The following is a 23443-nucleotide window of genomic DNA, read 5'->3' on the forward strand; positions in this document are numbered from 1 at the left end:
AGATCGGGATGGTCTTCCAGCAGTTCAACCTGTTCCCGAACATGACGGTCCTGCGCAACATCACCGAGGCCCCGGTCACGGTCCTCGGCATGTCGAAGGACGCCGCCGAGGAGCGGGCGCGCGAGCTGCTGGAGCTGGTCGGGCTGACCGACCACCTCGACAAGCACCCGGCGCAGCTGTCCGGCGGGCAGCAGCAGCGGGTGGCGATCGCCCGGGCGCTGGCGATGCGACCGCAGGTGCTGCTCCTGGACGAGGTGACCTCCGCGCTCGACCCGGAGCTGGTCGCGGGCGTCCTCGACGTGCTGCGGGACATCGCCCGTTCCACGGACATCACGATGCTCTGCGTGACGCACGAGATGAACTTCGCCCGGGACATCTCCGACCAGGTACTGATGTTCGACTCGGGCCGGGTCATCGAGTCGGGCCCGCCGGAGAAGATCTTCAGCGAGCCGGAGCAGGACCGCACGCGGGAGTTCCTCAGCGCGGTGCTCTGACTACAACGCGTGACCAGGCGGAACGTCCGGGCCCGATGACTGGGGCATGCCTCTGGCATATGCCAGAGGGTCGATGCCCCAGTCCGGGGGCCCGGGAATCTTGTCAACCCCCGCTCTCCTCAGATCCGTTGCCGGTTATCGTGGAGGGGATTCGCTGTCCGGATCCACGGCCCAACAGCAAGCGCAGGGGGAGACCACCGTGGCGCTGAAGCACGAGCCGCCGACCACCCCGTACCACTCGGCCCAGGAAGCGCTGCGTGTCCTGGAGACCGTGGCGCGGATCTCCACCGGAGTCACCGACACCGACCTCGCCCGGCACACCGGCATCGGACCGGGGCGGCTGACCGCGCTGCTGCGCATGCTGCGCCGTGAGGGCTACGTCGAGCAGATCGCCGACGGCGCGTACGTCACGGGCGAGACGCTGGCCCGCCTCGGCTCCGCCCAGCACCGCGAGCAGGCCCTGCGCGACAAGCTCCAGCACACCCTCGACCGGCTGCGCGACTCGGTCGGCGCCGCCGTCTACATGAGCCGGTACGTCGACGGCGAGATCAGCGTCACCCAGTACGCCGACAGCCCGGCCACGCCCAAGGTCAACGAGTGGGTCGACTTCCGCTCCTCGGCCCACGCCACCGCGATCGGCAAGAGCCTGCTCACCCAGCTCGACCACGCCGGCCGCCGCGACCACCTCGCCCGGCACAAGATGGCCCGCCTCACCTCGCGCACCATCACCAGCGACCGGCTGCTGCTCTCCCGGCTGGAGTCCCAGCCGCCCACCGTGCCGGTCCTGGACCTCCAGGAGTACGCGGTCGGCACGGTCTGCGCGGCCGTCCCCGTCACGGCCGGTTCCTCCGTGGGCTGCCTGGCCCTGTCCCTCCCGGTCGAGCACGCCCACCGGCTCCGCCAGGCCGCGGACACCCTCAACCGCAACGCGGCACCGGTCCTGCTGTCCATGGCGATCTAGGGCCGCGCCGGGTGGTCGGATGCGGCCTCGGGGCGTGGTCCGAAGCACCCCTCGGGACCAGGTATTATTTTTCCCGTCGCCAGCCGCGAGAACGCGATGCGAACGCGGTCGGCGGGAGTCATGCGCCGCTAGCTCAGTTGGTTAGAGCAGCTGACTCTTAATCAGCGGGTCCGGGGTTCGAGTCCCTGGCGGCGCACCGGTGAAGGGCCTCTCGTGGGAGCGGGAGGCCCTTCGGCGTGTTCGAGATCCTCCCTGGTCAGCAGGCGGTACGCGCGCTCCCCCGGCGGCCTCCACCACACCGGATCCGCGCAGCGCAGGCCCTCCTTCCGCAACGCCGCCCGATGGATCTTGTTCGTGGCCGTCACCGGCATCCGCCCCGCCACCCGCACGAACCGGGGCGCCATCTTCGTCCCCAGGTCGGGTTGGGCGAGCAGGAACCGCGCGAACGCCTCCGGATCGAAGGTCCCGGCGATCGTCGCCATCACCTGGTCCCCGGTCACCGGGTCCGGCACCGCGTACACCGCGACGGCGTCGGCCCCCTCGTACCGGGCGAGGATGTTCTCGATCATCGCCGCGGCCAGGTTCTCCCCGTCGACGCGGAGGCGGTCGTCGGTGCGGCCGGCGAAGTAGAGGTAGCCGTCGGCATCCCGGTAGAACAGGTCGCCCGTCCAGTACCAGCCGTCCCTGCGCCGCTCCCGCTCCGCCGCCGTATTGCGCCAGTAGCCCTCGAAGGGGCTGGGCCCCTGGTTGACCAGTTCGCCGATCGCCTCGTCCCCGTTGAGCAGCCGCCCCGTCGCGTCGAAGCGGGCCGGCGGGCACTGGGCGCGACTCTCCGGGTCGAGGACGACGAGCCCGGGTGCCGCCCGGCCGACCGCGCCCGGCGGTGTCCCCGGCGACCACTGCACCGCCGCCCCGCCCTCCGACGAGCCGTACCCCTCCACCAGCCGCACCCCGAACCGCCGCTCGAAGGCCGCCGCGTCCACCGCGCCGGCCTCCGTGCCGAAACCCAGCCGGAGCGGGTTGTCGCGGTCGTCGGGGCGCGGCTCGGTGGCCAGGACGTACTGGACCGCCCGGCCGACGTAGGTGAAGTAGGTCGCCCCGTGACGGCGTACGTCCGGCAGGAAGCGGGACGCCGAGAAGCGCCGGCGCAGTGCCACGCCCGCCCCCGTCACCAGCGCGGGTGCCCAGCCCGCGATCACCGCGTTGCCGTGGAACATCGGCATGCAGAGGTAGTGCACGTCCTCCGTGCCCAGGGAGAACTGGCCGGCCAGCGAGCGTCCGGCGGCCGCCAGGCGGCCCTGGGAGCAGAGTGCGGCCTTGGGCGCGCCGGTCGAGCCGGAGGTGAAGTAGAGGAGGAAGCGGTCGTGCGGGGTGGCGCTGGAGGCGTCCGGCTGGGCGTCCGCGTAGGGGGCGAGGGCATCCGCGTAGCCGGTCTCGTCCGTCACCAGGAGGCGCAGGCCGGGCAGCTCCAGGTCCTTGAGCAGTGACAGGTGCGCCCGCTCGGTGACCAGGAGGCGGCACTCGGTGTGCAGGATGTCGCGGGCGAGCTCGGCGCCCCTGCGGGTGGGATTGACGCCGGCGACCGCCGCCCTGGCCAGGGCCGCCGCGCCCAGCCACAGGGGGAACTCGGGGGTGTTGTCGAGGAGCACCCCGATGTGGGGTTCGGCGTCCGGGGGAAGCACATCGGCGAGCAGTGCCGCCCGGGCCGCGGCGCCCGCCGCCACCTCGTGGTGGGTCAGCGCCCGATCCTCGCACCACAGTCCCGGCCGGTGGTCGCCCCACCGGGCGGCGATGAGTTCCGCCACCGTGCTCGCCCTGGAGTCCATGGACGCGCACGGTAATTGACAGGCCGTCAGATGTGGAGACTCAGGGCACCACGGACGTCCCGCTGTCGTCGACGCTGAAGACGATGTCGCCGTACGGGCCGATGATCTGGCTGTACGCCGCGACGAAACCGGCGCAGAACACGACGATCACGCCGAGGAAAGCCAGCAGGCCGACGGCGGTCATCGCCTGCCGCACCCGGCTCGGCGCCTGGGCCGTCGCCACGACCTGGCGGCCGTCGGTGTAGTACACGGTGACGTAGTCGCCCTCGGCGATCGTCCCCGGGCCGCCCTCCTCCTCGAACCGGATGACCCGGCCGTCGCGCGTGATGAACTCGTACACGTGACGGAGCGCGGTCCGCACGGACGTGTCACCGTGCCCGCCGCTCACCGTCGCGTACGCGCGCAGGCACCGGCCCTCGGCCGTCAGCCCGCTGTTCCAGGCGCCCCGGATCTGGAGCCAGCGCCGCACGACCCGGTAGGCCATGAAGACCGCCACGACCATGATCAGGCCGGGCACGACGTAGAAGATCACGTCCATCGCGCATCCCCCGAGGTCGATGCGCCGGCCCCGATCGGCCGGCGTGGGGGGAACCTACCCACACCGGCCGCACCGGTGACTCAAGGGAACCTCAGAAGGTTCAGAAGGTGACGTCCGAGCACGCGTAGAACGCGTTTCCCGTGTCGGCGATCGTCCACACCGCGAGGATGACGTGATGGCCGCTCAGACCGGACGGCAGCCTGCCGCTGTGGGAGAGCGTCGACGGCGGTCGCTGGCCGTTGTACGGCACCGTGAAGAACGGCGTGAGGTTGAGGTCGGACCGGGCCAGGTTGTGGTTCTGGTTCCAGCCCGGCTTGGTGATGTAGTACTTGAAGTCGGTCGTGGCGTGCATGGCCGTGAACTGCCAGCGGAACGTGTAGGTCTGGCCGCCCGTCACCCGGGTGGTGGGCCAGGCCCCGCCGGACGGTGTCCGCGGTGCGCTGAGCTGGCTGAACTGGCCGAGTCCGGCGTTGCATATCTGTCCGTCGGCCGGACCGGAGGCCGGGAAGCCCTTCGGGCCCTCGACGCTCTGCGGTTCCCACTGGATCGGACCGCAGTTGGTCACGGTGCCGTTCTGGCAGAGCTTCTGCCGGCTGACGGGGAGGTCGGTGTAGCCGTGGCCGCTGGCGCCGCCGGAGGAGAGTACGAGGGCTCCGGTCGTGGCCAGTCCCACCGCGGCTGCGGACAACTTGGTCCTTCTGCGCATGCTGCCGCTCCTGGAGAACGTGGGGGAGGTTCACTGAGCTGTGCAGGTAGGTCTAGACCAAGTCTGAGAGTATGGGCGTTGGTTGAACATGTCCATACCAATCACGGAGCCGTTTCTCCCCGGCCCGCGCAGAACGCCACCGTCAGGTCCCTCACCAGCACCTTCCGCTCGTAGTCGTCGAGTTCGACCAGCCCCCGCATGGTCAGCCGGGTCACCGTGTCCTCCACCGAGTCCACGACCGAGGTGAGCACGCTCGCCCGGTGCTGGGCGTCCAGCGCGGCGATGCGGCGGCGGTGCATCGCCGCGGCGACCTCGGGTGCGTACTCCACCCGGAGCGGCTGCACGGAGAACACCTCCAGGCCGACCGGCGCCGCGTCGGCCGCCACCAGCCGGGTCAGCGCCTCGGCCGCCGCGTCCGTGGAGCCCTTGGTCCCGCCGGGCATCTCCACCGGCACCCGGACCAGGGCCGCCTCGACGCACTCGCGCAGATACGTCTCGTGGTCCTCGACGCCCAGCGTGGCCCGCGCGGTGTCCCGCACCCGCCACACCACCTGGACGACCACCCGCAGCGCCGCCCCGCTCGCGTCGGCGGCCGGCACCGGCTCGCTGCGCCAGTGCCGCAGCCGTACGTCCACCCGGCGGCGCAGCAGCAGCGGGTTGACCCACAGCAAGCCGGAGCGCCGGACGGTCCCCCGGTAGCGGCCGAACAGCCCGAGCACCGAGGCCCGCCCGGTCCGGCCCCGGGCCAGCCCGCCGAAGCCGAACAGCCCGAGCGCCCCGGCTCCCGCGTACGCCGCCCACTGCGCGGGACCGAGACCGGCCCCGGCGTGCGCGGGCAGCCGCAGTGCCTCCAGCGCGAGCGGCGGCAGCAGCCCGGCCCACCAGGAGGTGGCCACGCACCCTGCCGCCCCGCACACCCCGGCCAGCACACCCACCGCCCCGGGCAGCACCCGGGCGGGCCGCTCCACCAGGTCGGGATCGACCTGCGGCACCGGGCGCGGCGCCACGGCCGCCGGGCGTCGGAGGCGCGGCTGCTCCCCCGTGCCCTGCCGGCGGGCGACGACCGCCGGCTTCAGCGGTACCGGCGCCGGGTCGGGGTCGTCGCGGAACAGCAGGTGGACGGGGATCTCGGTGGTGGACTCGTTCTGGATGAGCCGGGCGGGTCTGGCCGGCCCGTCGGCCGGCCCGTCGGGTTCGGACGTGTGGGGAGTGGTCGTACTCATGAGTGCCTCCAGCCTCCGCGCCAGATGCGTCACAACGGTGATAGGGCCGGGGGCCTACGAGAAGAGCCGCCGCCAGGTCTCCGGGCCCGGGTAGCCGTCGGCCGCGCCGCCCCGCCAGCCCTGGGTGCGCTGGAAGGCCTCGACGGCGCGCCGGTCCGCCTCGCCCCAGCGCGGCCCCGGCCCGGCCGGGTAGAACCCGCCGAACCCCTTCCGCACGAGCTGCCTTCCCAGCTGGGTGACGTAGGGGTTGCTGGCGCCGGGCCGGAACATCGCCCGCCCCGGGTAGCCGGGGACACCGTGGGAGGAGGGCGGCGGCCCGACCGCCCCGGCCTCCACGCCCTTGCCGCCGGCCCCGCGCGCGACGAGGATCCGGCCGAGCAGCGTGACGTACGGGCGGTGCGCGCCGGGGCTGAAATACGCCGCTTCCGGGCGGAGTGCGGCGGCCGGTGCGCCCGGTGTCCCGCTGACCGGTTCCTTGCCGGGTGCGGTCCCCGGTTCCGTCGCCGGCTCCTCCGAGGTGACGCCCTTGTACCGGTAGGGGACGTACCGGTCGGAGTCGTTCCAGTAGGCGTACGGGGTGGTTCGCCGGCGGGTGTGCGGGCGGGTCTGCTCATAGGCGGTGTAGTAGGTGTGCGCGGCGTTAGTCCAGCCGCCGAAAATGACGACGTGCGAGCCGCTCTCCGGGTCGGACCTGTTGTGGAAGAGCAGGATGTCGCCCGGCTGGAGTTCCTCCTTGGAAATCCGCTCCCCGTATTGGGCGAGGTTGCCCGTCCATTCGTTTCCGGGCAGCTTCCAGGCCATCGAGACATAGCCCGAGCAGTCCTGCCGGTAACCGTCGGACCAGTACGCGTTCATGCTGTACGGGACCTTCGCGGCGACCCAGGTCTTGGCCCGGTTGATGATCTCCGTACGGGTGATGGCGGTGGGCTTGAGAGGGACGGAGGGCGTCGCGGTACGGCCGCCGGGGCCGTACAGCGGGGCCGTGCGGCCCTGGGGGGTGCCGGGCTCGTCATCTGCGGAAACGCCGGGTCGGTGGGGTGCGTGCGGGGCGGCCGCGGCCGGTACGGCGTGACCCGCGCCGAGCGCCGCCGAGGCCGCGGCGGCCAGGGCGAGGGCGCGGTGTGCGGCCGGGTGGGCGGTGGCGCTGCCGCGCCAGGAATGCGGCAGGACGCGGCGCCAGTGGACGCATCCGGGGCAGTCGCAGTCGCTCGCGGGGTCGAATTCCTCGAATACCGGAGACTGCATGCGATTCCCCTCACACTTCCGACGGAAAATGCCGAGCCCGTACCCGTCCGGGCGCGCGTCGTCAGTTTCTCAACTGTCATCCACACGCGCATGCTGACGGTCCGAATGATGTACTCGGCGCGGTACGGGAGCCTTCCCGGGGCCGCGCCCGGTGGTCCGGAGCACCTCCCGGCGTCCTGTAGAGTTACGTCGTCAGCGCGCGCCGCTAGCTCAGTTGGTTAGAGCAGCTGACTCTTAATCAGCGGGTCCGGGGTTCGAGTCCCTGGCGGCGCACCGACCGGAAGGCCCCTCGCGGAAGCGGGGGGCCTTCTTGTATCCCCGAGCTTGTGTCCCTGAGCTTGTGTCCCCGAGGGCCCTCCCTCCTTGTGGCCGGAACCCGGCCCACCGCGCGATTGGCCGGATACCCTCTCGCCATGGCAGCGCGTGACCTCCAGGAGCGGATCAAGAAGCTCATCATCGACCGCCGGCTGGCCTCCGGGGCCCCGCTGCCGACCGAGCCCGAGCTGATGGAGTACCTCGGCGCGAGCCGGAACTCGGTGCGGGAGGCGCTGAAGGCGCTCCAGGCCATGGGCATCGTGGAGATCCGGCACGGCTTCGGCACCTACGTCGGCCCGATGTCCCTGGCCCCGATGATCGAGGGCCTCGCCTTCCGCACGGTCGCCGGGCACTACCGGGGCGAGGACTCCCTGCTCCAGCTGCTGGAACTGCGGGAGGCGGTGGAGACCGGGCTGGTCTCCCGGCTCGCCGGGCGGATACCTCGAGCGGACCTCGTTGAACTGGACGGGCTCGTCGACCGTATGGAAGAGCAGGCCGCGCGCGGAGCCGGTCTCGCCGAGACCGACCGGGCCTTCCACGCCACCCTCTACCGAGGGCTGGACAACGTGCTGCTGAGCGAGGTCCTGGAGGCGTTCTGGGACGCCTTCCACCGGGTCCGCACCGACCTCGGCGGCGAGCCGCAGGACCCGAAGGTGACCTGCCGGCAGCACCGGGAGATCCTCGACGCGGTCCGGTCCGGCGACTCGATGCGGGCGGAGGATGCCATAAGAGAGCACTTCGGGAACATCCGCGCCCGCCTGTCCACAACGACTCCACAGGGTCCCCACACCCACCACAATGAACGCGTATGACCGGTAAACACCGCGTTTCGCATCTTGCGATCATGATGAACGCCGTAGAACCCTGGTTTTCTGGTTTTTCAAGATGCTGCGGTTTCGCGGCAGTTGGGGGGATTCGGAGCCGGTTGCGGGCTGGGCGGGAGTAGGGGCCCCGTTCGTGAAGCGATGCCGAGGGGGGCATCATGCAACCGGAAGGTCGCGTTGCCGTGTCTATAAGGTGTGGATGACGTGGTGACAGCGACCCACCACTGATACGTCTGTGAAGGTCGAGGGGGACCTCTCGCAGACGGAAGGAAGCGACGAAACACGCGGTGTCCGCGTGTGGGGGGATGACTCATGACGTCGAGGCCGACGGGCGCCCGACAGCAGGACCACGACCCGTCCCAGACCACCCAGCTCAGGGTGCCGGCGCATCGGATGAGCACCACGGGGACATTCCGGCGGATCAAGAAGACGCTGCCGCGATACGACTACGAGCACTACAGCCGGCTCGCCGGTCCCCTCACCCAGCCTGATCGGACCAAGCCGTACAGAGTGCAGTACCGGTCGCTGATCTCGCAGGAACCGCACCGGCTGAGAGTCGCGCTGATGCTGGCCGCGGCGCCGGTGCTGTCCCTGGTGCTGCTGGTGTGGCTGCTCCAGCCCGAGCACTGGACCGAGCGCGACTACCCGGCCTTCGACTGGCTGCCCGCGCTCGACATCGTGATGCTGGTCGCGATCGGTCTGATCGAGTTCTTCCGCTGCATGAACGTGGTGTCGAACGCGCACGCCACGCTGGTCGCCCGCGACCCGATCCCGGTGGTCCCCGAGACCGGCACCAGAGTGGCCTTCCTCACCTCCTTCGTGCCCGGCAAGGAGCCGCTGGAGATGGTGACGAAGACCCTGGAGGCGGCCGTCAGGATCCGCCACCGGGGCCTGATGCACGTGTGGCTGCTCGACGAGGGCGACGACCCCGAGGTGAAGGCGGTCTGCGAGCGCCTCGGCGTGCACCACTTCTCCCGCAAGGGCGTCGCCAAGTGGAACCAGGCCAAGGGCCCGCACCGCGCCAAGACCAAGCACGGCAACTACAACGCCTGGCTGGAGGCGCACGGCGACGACTACGACTTCTTCGCCTCGGTCGACACCGACCACGTGCCGCTGCCCAACTACCTGGAGCGGATGCTGGGCTTCTTCCGCGACCCGGACGTCGGCTTCGTCATCGGCCCGCAGGTCTACGGCAACTACGACAACCCCATCACCAAGGCCGCCGAGTCGCAGCAGTTCCTGTTCCACGCGCTGATCCAGCGCGCGGGCAACCGCTACGGCTCCCCGATGTTCGTCGGCACCTCCAACGCCGTGCGCATCAAGGCACTGAAGCAGATCGGCGGTCTGTACGACTCGATCACCGAGGACATGGCGACCGGCTTCGAGATGCACCGCCACAAGAACCCGGCGACGGGCCGCAAGTGGCGCTCGGTCTACACGCCGGACGTGCTGGCGGTCGGTGAGGGCCCCAGCGCCTGGACGGACTTCTTCACCCAGCAGATGCGCTGGTCGCGAGGGACGTACGAGACGATCCTCAAGCAGTACTGGAAGGGCTGGTACTCGCTGCCGCCGAGCAAGCTCTTCAACTACACGATGATGATCATCTTCTATCCGATGTCGGCCCTGAACTGGATCCTGGCGGCGCTGAGCTGCTGCCTGTTCCTGGGCCTGGGCGCCTCGGGTGTGAACATCGACCCGGCGGTCTGGCTGATGCTCTACGGCAACGCCTCCGCGCTGCAGATCGGCCTGTACGTCTGGAACCGCCGGCACAACGTCTCGCCGCACGAGCCGGAGGGCTCCGGCGGTGTGGCCGGCATGGTGATGTCCGCGCTGTCGGCGCCGCTGTACGCGAAGGCGCTGATCGACTCCGTGCTGCGGCGCAAGAGCAAGTTCGTGGTCACGCCCAAGGGCGACTCGGCGAGCCCGGACCGCTGGTTCGGGACGTTCCGCTACCACTGGTACTTCGTCGCGATCTTCGGTGCGTCGATCGCGGCCGGCTTCGTCTTCGGCCACTCGCACCCCGCGATGATCATCTGGGCTACGTTCGCGCTGCTGATCACCGCCTCGCCGGTCTTCGCCTGGCGCTGGCAGCTGCGGCAGGACGCGAAGAAGCCCGCCGCTCCCGCCGTGGAACAGCCGCAGGACCCTGCGGGCCCGCACCGGACGCAGCCGCTGCCCATCCCGCAGCAGCCGTCGGCGGCGCACGCCCCGCAGCACAAGCCCAGTTGGGCCGCCACCCCTGGCTCAAACGGGGAGGTCGGGGGAACCGACCAGACCATGCAGATCGCCCTTGGTGGACTTGGGGGACGTAAGGAATGAACGACCGTGCAGGCCGCCGCCGGGCCCGTCGACTCGCGATCGGCACGGCGGTGGTACTCGCGCTGGCCGGGATGAACGGGCCGTGGCTCTACCGCTTCAGCACCGAGAAATACCACCAGTACACAATCAACAAGCCGGAGTACAAGGCCGCGAACGGCAAGTGGGAGATCATCGAGTTTCCCGAGGAGTACCGGCAGAACACGATCCACGCGGCGCTGCTGCGCACCGGCAAGGTGCTGCTCGTCGCGGGGTCGGGCAACAACCAGGACAACTTCGACGCGAAGAAGTTCGACACGCGCATCTGGGACCCGGTCAAGGGCACCATCAAGAAGGTCCCGACGCCCGCCGACCTGTTCTGTACCGGCCACACCCAGCTCGCCAACGGCAACCTGCTGATCGCGGGCGGCACCAAGCGGTACGAGAAGCTCAAGGGTGACGTCACCAAGGCCGGCGGCCTGATGATCGTCCACAACGAGAACCCGGACAAGCCGATCACGCTGCCCGCGGGCACCAGGTTCACGGGCAAGCAGAACGGCAAGACCTTCGTCTCGAAGGACCCGGTGCTCGTGCCCCGCGCGAAGAAGGTCTTCGACAAGGCGACCGGCAAGTTCCTGCGCAACGACCCCGGTCTCGGCCGGATCTACGTCGAGGCGCAGAAGCGGGGCCAGAAGTACGAGACGGGCACGCAGGACAACTACCGCGTGCACGGCCTGAAGGGCGCCGACGCCAAGAACACCTACGGCATCGCGCAGAAGCTCGCCCTCGACAAGAAGGACTTCCAGGGGATCCGGGACGCCTTCGAGTTCGATCCCGTCGCCGAGAAGTACATCAAGGTCGACCCGATGAAGGAGGCCCGCTGGTACCCGACGCTCACCACCCTGAGCGACGGGAAGATCCTCAGCGTCTCCGGCCTCGACGACATCGGCCAGCTCGTCCCCGGCAAGAACGAGGTCTTCGACCCGAAGACCAAGAAGTGGAGCTACACGGGCAAGGTCCGGCAGTTCCCGACCTACCCGGCGCTGTTCCTCATGCAGAACGGCAAGGTCTTCTACTCGGGTTCCAACGCGGGCTACGGGCCGGACGACGTGGGCCGTGAGCCTGGCGTGTGGGACGTGGACACCAACAAGTTCACGAAGATCCCCGGCCTGAGCGACCCCACGCTGATGGAGACGTCGGGCACGGTGCTGCTGCCGCCCGCGCAGGACGAGAAGTACATGGTGATCGGCGGCGGTGGCGTCGGCGAGTCCAAGGAGTCCAGCGAGAAGACCCGGATCGTCGACCTGAAGGCCGACAACCCGCGCTTCGTGGACGGCCCGTCCCTGGACAAGGGCACGCGCTACCCGAACGCCTCGATCCTGCCGGACGACAGCGTGCTGATCTCCGGCGGCTCGGAGGACTACCGGGGGCGCGGCGACTCCAACATCTTCGAGGCGCGGCTCTACGACACGGAGAAGAACGAGCTCCGTCGGGTCGCCGACCCGCTGGTGGGCCGCAACTACCACTCCGGGTCGATCCTGCTGCCCGACGGCCGTGTGATGTTCTTCGGCTCGGACTCGCTGTACGGCGACAAGGCCAACACCAAGCCGGGCGAGTTCGAGCAGCGCATCGAGATCTACACGCCGCCGTACCTCTACGGCGACGGGGACCAGCCCTCGCTGTCGGGCGGGCCGCAGACCATCGAGCGTGGCGGGACCGGTACGTTCACCTCGTCTGACGCGGCCAAGGTCAAGAAGGTCCGGCTGATCCGCCCGAGCGCGGCCACGCACGTCACGGACGTCGACCAGCGGTCGATCGCGCTGGACTTCAAGGCGTCCGGCGACAAGCTGACGGTGACCGTGCCGGAGAACCGGAACCTGGTCCAGGCGGGCTGGTACATGCTGTTCGTGACGGACGACCGAGGCACGCCGAGCAAGGCGCAGTGGGTCAAGGTGCCGTAGCGGTCGGCCGATCGGCTTTTGGGGCGCCCTCCGGTGTGGAGGGCGCCCCTTTCGTTTCCCCGTCGGAAGGGCGTTGTCGGGAAACGTGCTTGACGTGTGCACGCGCTCTGGTGTGCTCTCGGTACGAGATCGGCAACGTGTGGTCAACGGTGGCGGGGGAAACGGGAGATGACCGAGTCGACCACGTCGGACCCGGTGGCCGAGGAGGTCCTGGCCGCCGCGACCGTCCAGGTCACGGGCACGGACGGGCACATCGGCGGCCTGGGGGTGCTCATCGCGCCCACTCTGGTGCTGACCTGCGCCCATGTCGTCCTGGAGGCCTCGGGGCGGCCGGCCCGTCAGGAGGAGCGCCCCGACGGCCCCCTCGGTGTCCGCCTGGTCCTTCGCGAGGGCGAGCCGGCGGACGCCGTCGTCCGCGACTGGGTGCCCGTACGCGCGAACGGCACCGGGGACGTCGCCGTGCTGTCCCTGTCCCGCCCGCTGCGGGAGGCCCGGCCGGTCCTGATGGTGGCGCCCCGGGACGTCTGGGACCACAGAGCCATCGCTTTCGGACTGCCGAGGGACGACACCGGCGGCGGCTGGCACACCGCCCGGCTGCGCGGCCGGACCGGCACCGGCCGGCTCCAGATGTCGCCGCTCGACGGACAGTCGGACCCCATCCAGCCCGGCTTCAGCGGCTCCGCCGTGTGGGACGAGGACCTCGGTGCCGTGGTCGGCATCGTCGCCTCGATCTCACCGGCGCACCGGGGCCAGAGCTTCTGCATCCCGACCCGCACGATCCTCGACGAACTCCCGGACCTGGCCGAACTGCTCGCGCCCTCCTCCCCCTTCCCGGGCCTGCGCCCGTACACCGAGGAGCACAGCGCGCACTTCTTCGGCCGGGACGAGGACGTCACCGCGGTCGTCGACCTGCTCTGCCCGCACGGATCAGCGCCCGAGGGCTGCGTGACCCTGACCGGCCCCTCCGGCTCCGGCAAGTCCTCCCTCCTCATGGCCGGCGTGCTGCCCCGCCTGAAGGAGCGGGACGTGGAGGTCGTCACCCTGCGCGCGGAAGGCGGCCTGCCGGACGCCGCCTCGGTCGGACAGGCCCTGCGGGACCACCGGTCGTCTCGCGGACTCGTGCTGGCCGTCGACCAGGCCGAGGCGCTGCTGCTGCGCCCCGAGGAGGAGCTGCGCGCCCTGGTGGACGCCCTCCTCGACGCCGGCCGTCACCCCGGAGTGGCGGTCCTGGTGGCCCTGCGGACCGACTTCCAGGACGCCGCCCTGCGCCACCCGGAGCTGTCTCGCCTGGTCGGCGGGGCGCCCGCGCACCAGCTGGGCCTGATGACCCGCGAGCAGCTCACCGAGGTGGTCCGGCTGCCGTTGCGGGCCTTCCCCGGCGTGGAGTACGACAGCGGACTGGCCGACCGGCTCATCGAGGACGCGGCGGGCCGCCCCGGCGCCCTGCCCCTGCTCGGCTTCGTCCTGACCACCCTGTGGGACCGGCAGGTCGGCGGCCGGCTCCGCCTCGACACCTACCGCGAACTCGGCGGCCTGGGCGGCGTGCTGAGCAGCAGGGCGACCTCCGCGTGGAAGCGGGCGTTGCGGGGCGCGGCGCCGGATGCCGCGGCCGGGCTGCTCCGCGCGCTGATCCAGGTCCCGCCCGGCAGCGGCACGGCCCTGCGCGCCCGGCTCGCCCGCCGCGACGCGGGTGAGGAGCAGTGGGCCATCGCCCGCGAGCTCGCCGAGGCCCGGGTCCTCGTCCTGGGCGCGGACCCCGACCGCGGAGAGACGGTCGAGCTGGCCCACGAGGCCCTCATCGAGCACTGGCAGCCACTCGCGAAGCAGCTGGAGACCGACCGTACGTTCCTCACCTGGCGTGGCGAACTGCGCTACGACCGGGCCCGGTGGTGGCGGGCAGGGCGGCCGGACGGGCTGTTGCTGGAGGATCCGGCACTGTCGGTGGCGGAGCGAATGCTTGCCGAGCGGTGTGCCGAACTGACGGAGGAGGACCGCGAGTTCATCCGGGCGAGTGTCGGGCTGCGGGACCGTAAGGAACGCGAGGCCGCGCGGTCCGAGCGCCGGAAGCGGTACCTGCGGATGCTGTGGGCGGTGGTCACGGTCCTGGCCGTCGTGGCCGCGACGGTGGTGTCCGTGCTGTATCTCAATCTGCTGAGGGAGCAGCGGCGGTTGGCTTCGGACCGGTTGGCGCAGCAGGCCGCGAGTCTGGACGGGACGTCCTTGACCGCCTCCTCGCTGTATGCGGTCGGGGCGTATCGGGCCGAGGCCCGGCCGGACGCCCGCTCGGCGCTGCTCGCGCAGTATCTGCGGTTGCAGGACGTGGAGCGGGTGGTGATGGAGGGGCGTAACGACGTCGAGGACGTTGCGCTCACGGACGACGGGTCGTTCGTGTATGCCGTGCTGGGCAACGGTGACTATGTGCGGCTGGACCTACGAGGGAAGAAGACGCCTAAACCACACCTTTTCTCGAAACGGCAGGATACTGAGCGGATCGCCGTATCGGCCGACGGGCGGAGGGCGGCCCGGGCGAGCAACTGGGGTCTGATCTCCCTCGGCGTACCGACTTCCTCCGACTCCGACAAGTTCCGGACCATCGCCCTGCGCGAGGGCGAGGCTGTGAAGAAGAACCCGCGCGCGCCCAACGACCTGCGCTTCGACGGGGACAGGAAGCGGATCCTCGCCGCGATCCCCCGCGAGGGCGTGCTCGTGTGGAACGCCGACGACGGCCGCCGCACCGGCCGCACCCTCGTCCCGCCGCGCGGCTGGGACGCGGCACAGGCCTGGTTCGCCACGGACGACACGGTCGTGGCGCGGATCGTGCCCTCCGGAGCGGAAGCGGACGACGTACGGGGCCGGCTGGTCTCCTGGGACCTTGACCGGGGTTCGCTGCACCGCCCATGGGACGAGCGCGCAACCGCCTCCGCGACGGTCAGCGGCAACGGGCGCGTCCTCGTCACCTGCACCGAGCAGGGCGCACTCGAAGCATGGCGGCTGGGCACCAGCCCGCGGCGCTTCCAGAGCTGGAGCAACAGCAGCTTCCAGGGGCTGTGCCCGCTCTACACGCCCCGGCTCGACGCGACGGGCCGCTACCTGATCAATCCCACCGGGCGCATCGGCACCGACCTGGGCCGGATGCGGTTCCTCGTCCTCGACCTGGAGAAGGGCTGGCCGGCCACGTTCGACACCCCCGCCGCCGCTCCGGAGGACCAGAACATCACCGGCCGTGGTTTCGCTCCCCCGGTCGCCCTGGCCGGCCCGCCCAACGACCTGCGCGCCGTCGTCGGAGTCGGCGGCAGCATCGTCACCGTACGCGTCAAGCCGCCCACGTCCTTCGACACCAACGCCCTGCTCAACCGCATCCGCACACCGGACGGGCCGAGCGGCAGGATGGCGGTCGTCGACTCCCAGGGCACGGGACTGCAGTTGTGGAACCTGGCCGACCACCGTCTCCTGGCGACGGCGCGACCGTCCCGGCCGCTGGCCCGTATGTACGCGGCCTTCAGCCCGGACGGACGGCGGATGCTGACCATCGCCGAGGACCAGCGCACCGTGCTGGTCTGGCGCATCGACGGCTCTGCCCTCACAGAGGAGCACGTCCTCGAACTGCCCGCACCCGACGGCATCACGGCGTCCGGCCCGGACCCCACCACGGGGCTGGTCCCGTCCTGGATCAACCTGAGCTTCTCCGACGACGACCACGCCGTCATCTCGGGACTGTCCTACGTCTCCCGCTGGAATCTCGACACGGGCAAACCGGACGGCGAGATCTTCCGGCCGCCCGTCCAGGACCGCGCCCAGCTCGCCAACGAGGCGGCCGGCACCTTCGCCACCGCCATACCGGGGAAACCGCAGGCGGTGGTGCGGACGGTGGCCGAGATCGGCGTCTGGGACTTCACCACCGGTGAGTTCAAGAGGTGGATCGATAGGGAGGAGGAGCACCGGTCGGTCCGGTCACTGGCCCTTTCCCCCGACGGCAGAATCCTCGCCGTGCAGTACGCGGGCGGCCGAGTACAGCTGTGGGACGTCGAGAAGAAGCGAGACCTGCCGACTCTCACCACCAGCGGCGTCTACTACCTCGGCCGCTTCCTGGGCGACCGCCTGCTCCACACGACCACCGCCGCCGGTGAACAAGTCGTCTGGGACATCGGCGAGCGCCAGGACACCTACCGCTACCACGTGGGCTACGGCTCGGTCCTCTCCCCGAGCACCGACGGCAAGTCGCTCACGATCGTCGACGGCTCCCGCACCCCGGTGATCCCCCTCGAACCCGAACGCTGGATGGACCGGCTGTGCACCCTGGCACAACGGGAGCTGACCGAGGCGGAGAAGGAACTGGCCGTAGACCCCGACCAGGTCGAGGACGTCTGCCCCGGCTTCTAGGAACTCGCCTTCGCCAGCTTCAGCGCATAATCCGCCCACCACTGGCCCGCCTTCGGCCCGCCCTTGCACTCGCCGTCCGACTCGCCCGGCCGCTTCACCCACAGGTACGCGTCGACCAGCGGGTCCGCCGTCTTGGTCGTCGGCGTCTCGCCCAGCGCGCGGCCCGGCGGGTTGCACCAGCGTTCGTCCGGGCTGCCCTGGGTGTAGGGGCCCTTGCCGTTGCGGCTGGTGTCGATGACGAAGTGCTTGCCTCCGACCTTGGCGGAGAGCTGCTTGCCGTAGGCGATGGAGTCGTCGGTGGAATAGAAGTTGGAGACGTTGACGGAGAAGCCGTCGGCCTGCTCGATGCCGGCCCGCTTCAGCGGCTCGAAGATCTGGTCGGGGTTCTGCCAGCCGGCGTTGCCCGCGTCCAGGTACACCTTCGTGTTCTTCAGGGACTTCAGCTTCGTGACCGCGCCCTTGAGGAGGTCGTAGCGCTCCTCGTGGAACTGTTCCGGGGTGCAGCCGTCCACCAGGTGCAGCAGCGCGTCCGGTTCGAGGATGACCGTGGCGGAGCGGTCGCCGATGCCCGCCGCCACGCCGTCGAGCCACTCGCGGTAGGCGTTGCCGTCGGCGGCGCCGCCCTGCGAGTACTGGCCGCAGTCGCGGTGCGGGATGTTGTAGAGGACGAGCAGTGCCGTACGGCCGGCCTTGTCGGCGGCCTCGGTGAAGCCCCGGGTCTGCGCCTCGGGGTCGTCCGGGCCGACCCACTCGGCGACCGGCTGCTCGGCGATCTTGCGGATGTGCTCCGCGTCCTGCTTCTTGCCGGCCTTCTCCAGGGCGGCGACCTGCTGAGCCGCCGTGCCCTGCGGGTTGACCCAGAACGGGGCGGTGTCCTTGGGCTGCTGTGTGATCCCGGCGCCCGCGTCGGCGCCCGGCTCCGATCCGTCCCCCCCGTCGGACGAACACCCCGTGATCAGCAGTGCCGCCCCCAGCACCACTGCGGACATCCGCCTCCCGGCGGACGCCCCTGCCCCCCTGCTGCCGTACATCCAACTCCCCCTTGGGTGCACCGTTCCAAGTCTCAATCCTGACATACGTCCCTCGACACCCACGAGGCCGAGGCCACCTGCACCGATGACGCAGAGCCACCGTATCGGGACTTGGCGTTATTCAACCTCTAGGCCCGGGCGGCCCTTTGGTTCTAGAGTCTTCTCAGCAGGGCCCGGCCTCCGGCCAGAGTTTCACCCACCGTGGCTCCCGTGGCCTCCCGCGCAGCTCGCCGGGTCACTCCCGCAGCCCGTGCGCGCGCGGTCGAGGACCGGCCCGGTCGGCGACTTCAGGGGGAGCGGGTCGTCGACCGGGTTGGGTGGGCGCCCGGCGTCTAGAGGCCGGTTCCCGTCAGGTACGCCGACACCACCACGTTCGCCGTGTAGCTGCGGGTCGTACGGTCGAAGCTGCCGCCGCAGGTGACCAGCCGCAGCTCGGCACGGCCCGACTCGCGGGGCCCGTAGGCCTGGTGGGCGTCGAAGCCGTCGCGGGTGAGGACCTGGACCGACTCGACGGTGAACTCGGCGACCTTGGCGTCGGCCCGGAACACCCGGATCGTCTGGCCCGGCCGCATGGCACTGACCTTGTAGAAGACGGCGGGCCGGGTGTCGGTGTCGACGTGACCGACCATCAGCGCGGTCCCCGGTGCCCCGGGTGCCACACCGCCCGCGTACCAGCCGACCACGCCCGGCTGGTCGTACGGCGGCGGATCGAGCGCGCCGCGCGCGTCCAGGCCCCGCGCGACCACGGGCGCCTGCACCCCGAGCCCGGGGATGTCGACGCGCTGGGGCAGTGCGTCGCCCAACGGGCGGTGCTCGGGCGGCAGTTTCACGTCCGGGGGCCGTCCGGCCGCCGCCATGTCACCCGTGGTGGGAGCGGAAATGCCGTGCCGTACGTCGGTCACCTCGCGGCCCCACAGCCACAGCCCGAGCAGCAGCGCCACCCAGGCCACGCCGGCCAGCAGGCGGCCGGTGCCCGGGGAGCGGCCCTTGATCCGGTCCTGTTCGGACATGGTCAGTCCGTTCCACGGCTCCGGCGGACACCGCCCAGTGCGACGACCACCGCGGCCACGCCCGCGAGGACCAGACCCGTCACCCCCTGTGCCGTACCGGGACCGGCCCCCCGGTCCTCGGCGGCGACGCGGTCCGCCGCGCCGCCGCCGCCCGCCTGCACCGGGGCCACGGGCGAGGCGTGCGCGCCGGGCCGCCGGGAGGCGGGCTGCCGCCCATCGCCCCCGGGCTCGGACCGCTGCCCGTCCTCGCCGGGCGCGGACGACTGCCCACCGCCCTCCGGCACGGGTTGCCGCCCGACGGTCCCGGGCGCGGGGGGCCGCCCCGCGGTGCCGGGTGCCGGCGGCTGTCCGACCGTCCCGGGTGCGGGCGGCTGCCCGCCGGTCCCGGACACGGACTGACGCTCGTCCGTCCCGGAAGCCGACTGCCGCCACCCCTCGCCCACTCGTTCCCGGACGGTGAACGTGCCGGTCCGTTCGGCGTCCCCGCAGGCGACCTTCACGGCGTACGTCCCCGCGTCGAGCGTGGAGCGGACGCGGCTCTCGCCGACGAGTTCACCGTCGCTGACGGTGAGCCGCGCGTCCGCGACGAACGCCGCCGAGCGGGCGACGGCCGTCCTCTCCGCACAGTCGGTCACGCGGAGCGTGACGTCACTGCCGGGCGCGGGGGTCGCCGGGGTCACCGAGACGTCCCCCGCGTCCACCGCGTACGCCGCCGGGGTGAGGGCGGCCGCGACCAGGACGCTCGTACAGACAGTGACTCTCAGGGAACCCATCGTGAACCTCCAGACGCCTGGAGCCTCCCCCGCACGGTGGGCCACCGCATCCTCAGGGACGCGGCCACTGCTCCGTACGGGTGGCGACGGGTTTGGGCTCCGGCCCGCTGCCTCCCGGCTCAGACCCGGTCGACGAGGTCCGCGATGGAGTCGACGACCTGCGACGGCCGGTACGGGAAGTCCTCGACCTGCTCGGGCCGGGTCAGGCCGGTGAGCACCAGGAACGTCTGCATCCCGGCCTCCATGCCCGCCAGTACGTCCGTGTCCATGCGGTCGCCGATCATCGCGCTGCTCTCGGAGTGCGCCCCGATGGCGTTCAGCCCGGTCCGCATCATCAGCGGGTTCGGCTTGCCCGCGAAGTACGGCTTCTTGCCGGTCGCCTGGGTGATCAGCGCGGCCACCGCGCCGGTCGCGGGCAGCGGGCCCTCGGTGGACGGGCCCGTCTCGTCGGGGTTGGTGCAGATGAAACGGGCGCCGCCGAGGATGAGCCGCACCGCCTTCGTCATGGCCTCGAAGGAGTACGTGCGGGTCTCGCCGAGGACGACGTAGTCCGGCTCGTGGTCGGTCAGGATGTAGCCGATGTCGTGCAGCGCGGTGGTCAGGCCGGCCTCGCCGATGACGTACGCCGATCCGCCCGGCCGCTGGTCGTCCAGGAACTGGGCGGTGGCCAGGGCCGAGGTCCAGATGCTCTCGATCGGCACGTCCAGGCCCATGCGGCGCAGCCGGGCGTGCAGGTCGCGCGGGGTGTACATCGAGTTGTTGGTGAGGACCAGGAAGGGCTTCCCGGACTCGCGCAGCTTCTTGAGGAAGGCGTCGGCGCCGGGGATCGGTACGCCCTCGTGGATGAGTACACCGTCCATGTCGGTGAGCCACGACTCGATGGGCTTGCGGTCTGCCATGTGCGGGATCTCCTGCCGTACGCGTGCCAGCGTCCGCCTTGGTGCCAGGCAGCCCCAGCCTAGACAGTGGCCGGATCTTGGGGAATGGCCCGCTCACGGCGTCCCGACAGGCGGGACGCCTCGGTCGGGTCCGCCGCCTCGGTCGCGTCTGCCGCCTCGGCTGCGCCTGCCGCCTCAGCGGCGCCGGCGGGCGAGGAGCAGTACACCGCCCCCGGCGAGCAGCACCGTCGCGGCAGCCGCGGCGAGCCGGCCGCCGGTTCCCGTGCTGGCGAGTTCCTCGGCGAACGGGAAGCGGTCCTCCCGGGGCGGGACGGACGCCTCGGAGTCGGGGTGGGAGTCGGTGCCACCGTCGGCCTCCGGCTCGTCGCCCCCGTCGATCGGCCCGGCACGGTCGATCCCGAAGCGGTAGTCGTTCGACTGCCCCACCCAGTCGCCGTCGTCGTCGTGCCGCTGCACCACGGCGGCGTTGACGGTGACGTCGTTCGGCACGGCGTCCGAGGTGACCGCGAGCCGCACCTTGACCGAGATGGTCTTCCCCGGCCCGACGGTGAACCCGGCGAAGCGGTCCTCATCGTCGGCGAACGCCCCGATGAGCTCGTCCTCGCTCGTCTTCTCGAACCGCACGGGGTGCGCCCGCGCCCCCTCGAAGAACTCCAGCCGGGGCTGCGACGGCTCCAGTGCCCGCTTGTCGTCGACGAGCACGACGACGGGGTGGATGCCGGTGCACGGCCGGTCGGTGGTGTTGGTCAGGTCGACGTACCAGGTCCCGAACCCGCCCCCGGCCGTGTAGGCGTCGGGTCCGCCGTGGATGCGGGTGGTGAGCGGGAAGGTGTGGTCGTCCGGCGCGGCACAGGCGGGCGCCGGCTCGTCCGCGTGTGCCGGATGAGCCCCGGTGAGCAGGACGGCGGCTGCCGCCGCCAGGCAGAGGTGAGCGGGCGTGCAGAGTCGCATGGAGATGTGACATTGCCGGAGGGAACCGGTGGCTAGCCGACGTCGCCGGTAACACCCCCGAACGGCGGCCCGGATCCGCCCGGTCGGCGGACATCCCGAGGCGACCGGAGAGGATCCCTCAGCGGCGCCCCAGCGCCTTCGCGCGCGAGTGGGCCCAGCCGGTCAGGAGGACACCGGCGGCGGTGAGGACCGCGTAGGCCAGCAGCGTGGGGAGGAAACCACCGGGGAGCCCGTCCAGCAGCCCCCGGTCGCCCTTGTCGACGAGGAGCCGGACGAGTGCCTGGGCGCACACGACCAGCATCACCATGCCGAGAACCTGGAGGACGTCGTACTTCATGGCCTTCCCTTCCGGGGGACGAGACGTGAGGAGCGGTGTGACGTTGCGTTACGAACGTATCAATCCACAGAGGAGCACGGGCCCTTGATAGCCCATCACTTCCGCTTTACGTCACACTTTCTCGGCGCGCTATCGTGAAGGCGTGCGTGACGAAAAGGAGCGGGCGTGCCCGGTGTGCGGCAAGCCCACGCGCCGTCCGGGCCGAGGCCGCCCGCCCGTCTACTGCTCCCGGAGCTGCCAGGCCCGGGCGTACCGCCGGCGCCGGCAGCCGCTGCCCGCCCCGGGCACTCCGCCCGCGCCCCGGCCGACGGACGTCCGGGCACGCCGGCGGCGCCGGATCGCCGAGGCGGTGTGGCGTATCGCGGCCGAGCAGGGGCTGGAGGCGGCGAGCATGCGCAGGATCGCGGCGGAGGCCCGGGTGTCGCTGCGGGTCGTGCAGTACCACTTCGACTCCAAGCACGCCCTGATGGTCGACGCGCTGCGGCTGCTGCACGAGGAGAACGAGCGTCTGGCCCGGGGACGGATCCCGTACGACATGACGGAGCCCTGCGCGCTGCTGCGGGCGGTGCTGGACGAGTTCCTGCCGCTGGACGAGCAACGCGCCTTCGCCCTGCGCGTGTTCACGGCGTACTACGCGCGCAGCCTCACCGATCCGGTGCTCGCGGAGGTCTTCCTGGCCGCCGAGCAGCCGCTGGAGCGGCTGGTCGCGGAGATCATCGGGGTGGGCGAGGCCGCGGGGAGCACCGCGTCGGGCATCGACCGTGTGCACGAGGCCGACCTGCTGGTGTCGGGAGCGATCGGGCTGGGCCTGGACGTCCTGCACGGCCGCCGCTCACTCGCGGACGTACGGACGGTGCTGGAGTACCACCTGCGGCGGATCTTCCCGGACACCACCGGCACGCCTCACCCGACCCCCCGCCCGAACACCGGCCCCAGCACCGACTGAGCCGCCCCCACCGCCACGACCCGCCCCCCACCCGGCGCGACCCGCACGGGCACGGCTTCCTCCCCCGTCCGACGCGCCCGCGCCCCCAGCACCGCCCCGACCCCCCGCACGAACGCCTCCGGCTCCGAGGCCACCGTCCTGCCGCCCAGCAGGACGACGTCGATGTCGAGCAGCCCCACCAGGTTCGCCGCGCCCGCTCCCAGCACCCGCGCCGCCTCCTCGACGTCACCGCGCGCCACCGCTGCGAGGCACAGTGCCTCCACGCAGCCCCGGTCGCCGCAGGTGCACCGCGGGCCGTCCAGCTGGATCACCTGGTGACCGAACTCCCCGGCCCCGGTCCGGGCTCCCCGGTGCACGCTCCCCCCGATGACCAGACCGGCCCCCAGCCCCGTCCCGAGGTGCAGGTACGCGAAGGAGCCGCTCTGGCCCCCGGCCGCCAGGCCCAGTGCCGCCGCGTTGGTGTCCTTGTCGACGACGACCGGCACTCCGAGCCGCTCCGCCAGGGCCTCCCGCAGCGGAAAGCCGTCCCACTCGGGGAAACCGGTCACCCGGTGCAGCACACCCCGGGCGTGGTCGAGCGGCCCGGGCAGCGCCACACCCACCCCGAGCAGGGAACCGGCATGGGCGAGGAGCGGCCCGGCGGGCAGCACCTCCGTCCCCCCTGCCGGTCCGGCTCCCGCTGCCCCTTGCGGCCCGGCTTCCGCCACCGCCGCCCGCCCGGCCCCCGC

At 71.4% G+C, this 23443-nt stretch carries 19 protein-coding genes and 2 tRNA genes; 9 read left to right on the top strand and 12 right to left on the bottom strand.

Going from position 1 to position 23443, the window contains the following annotated elements:
- The 3 genes from GTY47_RS25920 to GTY47_RS25930 all read left to right on the top strand — a co-directional run.
- Positions 1 to 494 (top strand): amino acid ABC transporter ATP-binding protein (locus GTY47_RS25920; RefSeq protein WP_010047967.1); only part of this gene is annotated, 494 nt, incomplete at its 5' end.
- Positions 495 to 693: 199 nt separating this feature from the next.
- The gene (locus tag GTY47_RS25925) at positions 694 to 1455 is read left to right on the top strand and encodes an IclR family transcriptional regulator C-terminal domain-containing protein (RefSeq protein ID WP_010047970.1); all 762 of its coding nucleotides are present in this window, start codon (positions 694 to 696) and stop codon (positions 1453 to 1455) included.
- Between the two features lie 122 nt (positions 1456 to 1577).
- A tRNA-Lys gene (locus tag GTY47_RS25930) sits at positions 1578 to 1651 on the top strand.
- Here GTY47_RS25930 and GTY47_RS25935 read toward each other — a convergent pair.
- From GTY47_RS25935 to GTY47_RS25955, 5 genes are all read right to left on the bottom strand, one after another.
- Positions 1617 to 3281, bottom strand: coding sequence for a long-chain-fatty-acid--CoA ligase (locus GTY47_RS25935; RefSeq protein ID WP_010047972.1), 1665 nt, complete (start codon positions 3279 to 3281; stop codon positions 1617 to 1619). The genes GTY47_RS25930 and GTY47_RS25935 overlap by 35 nt on opposite strands.
- A gap of 40 nt (positions 3282 to 3321) precedes the next feature.
- A complete protein-coding gene (locus GTY47_RS25940; RefSeq protein ID WP_010047973.1) occupies positions 3322 to 3819 on the bottom strand; it encodes a hypothetical protein in 498 nt (165 codons plus the stop codon).
- Positions 3820 to 3919: 100 nt separating this feature from the next.
- Positions 3920 to 4525 carry a lytic polysaccharide monooxygenase gene (locus GTY47_RS25945; RefSeq protein ID WP_029181750.1) on the bottom strand — a complete coding sequence of 202 codons (606 nt, stop codon included), beginning with the start codon at positions 4523 to 4525 and terminating at the stop codon, positions 3920 to 3922.
- A 101-nt stretch (positions 4526 to 4626) separates the two neighbouring features.
- Positions 4627 to 5748 carry an SPFH domain-containing protein gene (locus tag GTY47_RS25950; RefSeq protein WP_010047975.1) on the bottom strand — a complete coding sequence of 374 codons (1122 nt, stop codon included), beginning with the start codon at positions 5746 to 5748 and terminating at the stop codon, positions 4627 to 4629.
- A gap of 54 nt (positions 5749 to 5802) precedes the next feature.
- Positions 5803 to 6993: a peptidoglycan-binding protein gene (locus tag GTY47_RS25955; RefSeq protein ID WP_010047976.1), complete on the bottom strand. Its 1191-nt coding sequence runs from the start codon at positions 6991 to 6993 to the stop codon at positions 5803 to 5805.
- Positions 6994 to 7192: 199 nt separating this feature from the next.
- On the opposite strand from GTY47_RS25955, the gene GTY47_RS25960 reads away from it, so the two are divergent.
- The 5 genes from GTY47_RS25960 to GTY47_RS25980 all read left to right on the top strand — a co-directional run bounded on the left by GTY47_RS25960 (position 7193) and on the right by GTY47_RS25980 (position 16768).
- Positions 7193 to 7266 (top strand) — tRNA-Lys (locus tag GTY47_RS25960).
- A gap of 140 nt (positions 7267 to 7406) precedes the next feature.
- Positions 7407 to 8120, top strand: coding sequence for a FadR/GntR family transcriptional regulator (locus tag GTY47_RS25965; RefSeq protein ID WP_010047977.1), 714 nt, complete (start codon positions 7407 to 7409; stop codon positions 8118 to 8120).
- Between the two features lie 324 nt (positions 8121 to 8444).
- Positions 8445 to 10451, top strand: coding sequence for a cellulose synthase catalytic subunit (locus GTY47_RS25970; RefSeq protein ID WP_010047979.1), 2007 nt, complete (start codon positions 8445 to 8447; stop codon positions 10449 to 10451).
- Positions 10448 to 12388 (top strand): kelch motif-containing protein, encoded by a 1941-nt coding sequence (locus tag GTY47_RS25975; RefSeq protein WP_010047982.1) that lies wholly within the window; start codon positions 10448 to 10450, stop codon positions 12386 to 12388. Before GTY47_RS25970 ends, GTY47_RS25975 begins: the two co-directional genes overlap by 4 nt.
- A gap of 168 nt (positions 12389 to 12556) precedes the next feature.
- Complete coding sequence (locus GTY47_RS25980; RefSeq protein WP_010047984.1) at positions 12557 to 16768, top strand: trypsin-like peptidase domain-containing protein; 4212 nt, start codon at positions 12557 to 12559, stop codon at positions 16766 to 16768.
- Here GTY47_RS25980 and GTY47_RS25985 read toward each other — a convergent pair.
- The 6 genes from GTY47_RS25985 to GTY47_RS26010 form a co-directional block, all read right to left on the bottom strand.
- Positions 16765 to 17799 (bottom strand): glycoside hydrolase family 6 protein, encoded by a 1035-nt coding sequence (locus GTY47_RS25985; protein WP_029181751.1) that lies wholly within the window; start codon positions 17797 to 17799, stop codon positions 16765 to 16767. The genes GTY47_RS25980 and GTY47_RS25985 overlap by 4 nt on opposite strands.
- Positions 17800 to 18131: 332 nt before the next feature.
- The gene (locus GTY47_RS25990; RefSeq protein WP_010047990.1) at positions 18132 to 18809 is read right to left on the bottom strand and encodes a class F sortase; all 678 of its coding nucleotides are present in this window, start codon (positions 18807 to 18809) and stop codon (positions 18132 to 18134) included.
- 2 nt (positions 18810 to 18811) lie between these two features.
- Positions 18812 to 19582, bottom strand: a complete 771-nt coding sequence (locus tag GTY47_RS25995; protein WP_010047993.1) for a hypothetical protein — start codon at positions 19580 to 19582, stop codon at positions 18812 to 18814.
- Between the two features lie 119 nt (positions 19583 to 19701).
- Positions 19702 to 20481, bottom strand: a complete 780-nt coding sequence (locus GTY47_RS26000; RefSeq protein WP_010047994.1) for an HAD-IIA family hydrolase — start codon at positions 20479 to 20481, stop codon at positions 19702 to 19704.
- A 174-nt stretch (positions 20482 to 20655) separates the two neighbouring features.
- Positions 20656 to 21438, bottom strand: coding sequence for an LPXTG cell wall anchor domain-containing protein (locus tag GTY47_RS26005; protein WP_029181752.1), 783 nt, complete (start codon positions 21436 to 21438; stop codon positions 20656 to 20658).
- Positions 21439 to 21550: 112 nt separating this feature from the next.
- The gene (locus GTY47_RS26010) at positions 21551 to 21769 is read right to left on the bottom strand and encodes a hypothetical protein (RefSeq protein WP_010048000.1); all 219 of its coding nucleotides are present in this window, start codon (positions 21767 to 21769) and stop codon (positions 21551 to 21553) included.
- 142 nt (positions 21770 to 21911) lie between these two features.
- Here GTY47_RS26010 and GTY47_RS26015 point away from each other — a divergent pair, with 142 nt between their 5' ends.
- On the top strand, positions 21912 to 22715 hold the full coding sequence (locus GTY47_RS26015; RefSeq protein WP_231911172.1) for a TetR/AcrR family transcriptional regulator: 804 nt from the start codon (positions 21912 to 21914) through the stop codon (positions 22713 to 22715).
- Here the strand turns inward: GTY47_RS26015 and GTY47_RS26020 are convergent.
- A partial coding sequence (locus GTY47_RS26020) for an ROK family protein (RefSeq protein WP_029181753.1) occupies positions 22673 to 23443 on the bottom strand: 771 nt, incomplete at its 5' end. The genes GTY47_RS26015 and GTY47_RS26020 overlap by 43 nt on opposite strands.

It is taken from the genome of Streptomyces sp. SID5464 (assembly GCF_009862985.1).
GTDB lineage: Bacteria > Actinomycetota > Actinomycetes > Streptomycetales > Streptomycetaceae > Streptomyces > Streptomyces chartreusis_D.

Bases quoted from the DNA above. Each gene is read 5' to 3' on its own strand.
- GTY47_RS25935 (WP_010047972.1), bottom strand. From the start codon at position 3,281: ATGGACTCCAGGGCGAGCACGGTGGCGGAACTCATCGCCGCCCGGTGG.
- GTY47_RS25940 (WP_010047973.1), bottom strand. From the start codon at position 3,819: ATGGACGTGATCTTCTACGTCGTGCCCGGCCTGATCATGGTCGTGGCG.
- GTY47_RS25945 (WP_029181750.1), bottom strand. From the start codon at position 4,525: ATGCGCAGAAGGACCAAGTTGTCCGCAGCCGCGGTGGGACTGGCCACG.
- GTY47_RS25950 (WP_010047975.1), bottom strand. From the start codon at position 5,748: ATGAGTACGACCACTCCCCACACGTCCGAACCCGACGGGCCGGCCGAC.
- GTY47_RS25955 (WP_010047976.1), bottom strand. From the start codon at position 6,993: ATGCAGTCTCCGGTATTCGAGGAATTCGACCCCGCGAGCGACTGCGAC.
- GTY47_RS25965 (WP_010047977.1), top strand. From the start codon at position 7,407: ATGGCAGCGCGTGACCTCCAGGAGCGGATCAAGAAGCTCATCATCGAC.
- GTY47_RS25970 (WP_010047979.1), top strand. From the start codon at position 8,445: ATGACGTCGAGGCCGACGGGCGCCCGACAGCAGGACCACGACCCGTCC.
- GTY47_RS25975 (WP_010047982.1), top strand. From the start codon at position 10,448: ATGAACGACCGTGCAGGCCGCCGCCGGGCCCGTCGACTCGCGATCGGC.
- GTY47_RS25980 (WP_010047984.1), top strand. From the start codon at position 12,557: ATGACCGAGTCGACCACGTCGGACCCGGTGGCCGAGGAGGTCCTGGCC.
- GTY47_RS25985 (WP_029181751.1), bottom strand. From the start codon at position 17,799: ATGTACGGCAGCAGGGGGGCAGGGGCGTCCGCCGGGAGGCGGATGTCC.
- GTY47_RS25990 (WP_010047990.1), bottom strand. From the start codon at position 18,809: ATGTCCGAACAGGACCGGATCAAGGGCCGCTCCCCGGGCACCGGCCGC.
- GTY47_RS25995 (WP_010047993.1), bottom strand. From the start codon at position 19,582: ATGGGTTCCCTGAGAGTCACTGTCTGTACGAGCGTCCTGGTCGCGGCC.
- GTY47_RS26000 (WP_010047994.1), bottom strand. From the start codon at position 20,481: ATGGCAGACCGCAAGCCCATCGAGTCGTGGCTCACCGACATGGACGGT.
- GTY47_RS26010 (WP_010048000.1), bottom strand. From the start codon at position 21,769: ATGAAGTACGACGTCCTCCAGGTTCTCGGCATGGTGATGCTGGTCGTG.